Here is a 629-nt window from a genome sequence, read left to right on the forward strand (position 1 = left end):
TGTAGTCACGTTCCATTTCGCCATTTTTGCCTACGCCAATAACGCAGCAGCTTGTGCTGTGTCGGCTAGACGCGTAGCTTGCTAACAAACCATGGCTGTTTCCGTACACTTTGACGCCGTAGTGACTATCGTAGCTTGCACCGTCACTTTGCTTGATTGCATCGCTGTAGCTTAGCGCTTCTTTCTCAGCGGCAATCGCCACTTGTGCTGCGTAGTCTGGGTCTGGAGAGTCTGGGTGGAAAAGGTCAAGATCTGGCACCTCTTTCACCATAAATTCTTTCGGCGCTGGGCCTGCGAACGGGTCTTCAGATGTGTAATGAGCGATATCAAGCGCGGCATTCACTGTCTGTTCAATCGCCGCTTCACTCAAATCAGATGTGGAAGCGCTGCCCTTACGTTGGCCTCGGTAAACGGTAATGCCAAGCGCACCATCACTGTTGAACTCGACATTTTCTACATCACCCATTCGAGTGGAAACACTCAAACCTGTGCTTTTAGTAATTGCGACTTCTGCTGCATCCGACTTCGCCGACGCGAGCTCTAATGCTCGTGCCACGGCTTGCTCTAGCTCGGTACGTTGCTCAGCAACCTGCTGTTTAATATCCATTGTCTTTCACATCTTGTATTCA

General features: G+C 50.4%; 1 protein-coding gene. It reads right to left on the minus strand.

Going from position 1 to position 629, the window contains the following annotated elements:
- On the minus strand, window positions 1–607 hold a 607-nt coding region (locus tag R7Q09_RS26545; RefSeq protein ID WP_318143992.1), incomplete at its 3' end, for a PmbA/TldA family metallopeptidase.
- Window positions 608–629: the final 22 nt, after the last annotated feature.

It is taken from the genome of Vibrio sp. 2130-1, from assembly GCF_033339515.1.